The organism is Arcicella sp. GW458-12-2-14-TSB2, from assembly GCF_059423785.1.
This window is the reverse complement of sequence record NZ_JBWKYN010000316.1, coordinates 1-2,651: the sequence shown is the minus strand read 5'-3', so window position 1 is coordinate 2,651 and position 2,651 is coordinate 1. Positions and strand designations below refer to the sequence as shown.

At 35.5% G+C, this 2,651-nt stretch carries 2 protein-coding genes; one reads left to right on the top strand and one right to left on the bottom strand.

The window, feature by feature from the left end; all coding sequences use genetic code 11:
- Positions 1 to 250 precede the first annotated feature (250 nt).
- The gene (locus AC07XN_RS24055; RefSeq protein WP_494744892.1) at positions 251 to 1,972 is read left to right on the top strand and encodes a CocE/NonD family hydrolase; all 1,722 of its coding nucleotides are present in this window, start codon (positions 251 to 253) and stop codon (positions 1,970 to 1,972) included.
- A gap of 93 nt (positions 1,973 to 2,065) precedes the next feature.
- Here the strand turns inward: AC07XN_RS24055 and AC07XN_RS24050 are convergent, their stop codons facing one another.
- Positions 2,066 to 2,533 carry a hypothetical protein gene (locus AC07XN_RS24050; RefSeq protein WP_494744891.1) on the bottom strand — a complete coding sequence of 156 codons (468 nt, stop codon included), beginning with the start codon at positions 2,531 to 2,533 and terminating at the stop codon, positions 2,066 to 2,068.
- Between the last annotated feature and the right edge of the window lie 118 nt (positions 2,534 to 2,651).

Below are 2,651 nucleotides of genomic sequence, written 5' to 3'. Positions count from 1 at the left end.
CGATAACTTTCTTGGAAATATTTGTAATGAAATTTACTCAAAAAATCAAAGAACGTTTATTTTATGAAAGCTAATAATTCCCTCGTTAGGGATAAAGGATTTGCCCCGCTAGTTCATTGTTAAGCAAAGCGTCACTTGGACTTGAGATAATTCCCCTTCATGCAACATTTTCTGTCTAACATGAATCATTTATTGGTATGTTACTCCTTTTAAATAGCTAGCATATTTACCTCCCAAACCGACAACTTTAATGAGACATATTTTTATCATCATTTGCTTATTGCTAATAGGTGCTAAATCATCCGCATTCCAAACAAATTTAGTCGACAACGTATATCATATAGAGGACAGTGTGTTGATAAAAACCAGAGATGGTGCTCTTATTTCAGCCATTATTGTCCGCAAAAAAGATAATGATAAACCACAACCAGTTATTCTGCAATTCACTATTTACGCCCGTAGCAGAGATATAAAAAGTGTTAAAGAAGCAGCAGATAAAGGTTATGTGGGTGTAATAGCATATACGAGGGGTAAAAGATTTAGTCCCGATGAAGTAACACCTTATGAATACGACGGTAGAGATGCTTATGATGTAATTGATTGGATTAGTCACCAAGCTTGGTGTAATGGTAAAATCGGAATGTATGGTGGGAGCTATAATGGCTTTAGTCAGTGGGCAGCTACTAAACAAATGCATCCAGCCTTAAAAACCATTGTGCCGTATGTAGCCAACCGACCGGGAATGGGCTTACCTATGGAAAACAATGTATTCCTCAATGCAAATTATGAATGGGCATTTTATGTTTCCAACAACAAATACCTTGATACGCTTGTAGGAAATAATAGACCTCGTTGGAGAGCCATGCAAAATAAATGGTGGGAAAGCGGTGTGGCATATCGTAAAATAGATAGTTTAGAGGGCACTCCTAATAAATATTTACAACGATGGCTCCAACATCCTGCTTATGATAAATATTGGCAAGATATGGTTCCCTATAAAGACGAATTTGCCCATATTAATATCCCAGTTTTATCGATAGATGGCTACTATAACGACTCACAGATTTCAGGATTGTATTATGTGAAAGAACATTATAAATACAATAAAAATGCAAATCATTATTTAATTATTGGTCCGTATAGCCATTTTGGGGCACAAAAAGGCGGTGAAGCTGTTTTGCAAGGTTATCAAGTAGACTCCGTTGCATTAATCAATACCAAACAAATTACTTACGAATGGTTTGATTACATTCTTAAAGATGGTAAAAAACCAGAAATTTTAAAGGATAAAATAAATTATGAAGTAATGGGAGCTAATGAATGGAAACATGCTCCTTCATTAGAAAAAATGAGCAACAATACGCTACAATTGTATCTTACCAACATCAAAGCGGGGAAAGATTATCTTCTAACGCAACAAAAGCCAAAGCAACACAATTATCTTGTCCAAGCAGTAGATTTAGCTGACAGAACTACCAGTAACAACGACTATTATCCCGACCCAATTATCCGCAAAGAGCTTGATACCTCTAATGGTTTTTTCTTTCTGAGCGAGCCATTCAAAGAAACTATTTCAATTGCTGGGGCATTCAGTGGGGAAATAAAAGCTAGTATCAATAAGAAAGACATGGATATTGGGGTAGTCCTATACGAGGTAATGCCCAATGGTGAATATTTTGAATTAAGCTATTTTTTAGGGCGTGCGAGCTATGCCAAAGACATTACTTCAAGAAACCTTTTAATCCCTAACAAAATAGAGGGCATTCCATTTTCCAATACTCGTTTGGTAAGTCGTCAGTTAAGTAAAGGTAGTAGATTGCTAGTAGTATTGAACATTGATAAAAATTCCTTCGCTCAAATCAATTATGGAACAGGGAAAGATGTGAGTGATGAAACAATAGCTGATGCCAAAGAACCCCTAAAAATAAAATGGTATAATGATAGCTATATAAATGTACCTATTTGGAAATAAGCTTGTATTAAATATTAGATATGAATTATGATGTCCCTAAAAGCTCAATATTATACTTCATATCTAATACATAATACATCATATCTAAAATCCCTATCCCTTTTTAAGCTTAAAATACTGCCCTGCCAATCCTGCTATTAGAAGTACTAACAACACTTTTACCACATTTTGAACGATGGGCGAATCGGGGCCATTGGCTAATGGTTGACCCACAGGCAAACGTGTAAGTGTTTCGTTGGCAGTAGGAATTAATGAAAGGAAAACTGTAATAGACATACAAAAAGTCTGGATATAAAGAGCTTTTTTTTCCCCTAAAAGATATGCTACAATTAACAATACAAGTATCAAAATACCAATAGCATGACCCGGATTGAACTTCCCTGTTTTGGAAAGCCAAAAAGAAGTAATACAACCAAGTGCTGTAAATACACTATAATACTTACCTAATTTGCTAAAGGGTTTAATCAACCTAGTGCTAATTAAAGCAATGGCCGCAAAAATTAAAGCGATGATAGAAATAACCGTGTGGATAATTCCGAGTTGTGATAGAGAGGCAATCATGGGAGTTATGTGTTTTGAGTGATCAGTTGTGAGTTGTGAGCTGTGCTTGCCTAAAATAGGTTGCCCTTCAATGGCAACATTTTATGGCAAAATTAAATTTGAAAACTGGTAAAAGTAC

Coding starts and splice junctions, on each gene's coding strand:
- AC07XN_RS24050 (WP_494744891.1), bottom strand. CDS start 2,533: ATGATTGCCTCTCTATCACAACTCGGAATTATCCACACGGTTATTTCT.
- AC07XN_RS24055 (WP_494744892.1), top strand. CDS start 251: ATGAGACATATTTTTATCATCATTTGCTTATTGCTAATAGGTGCTAAA.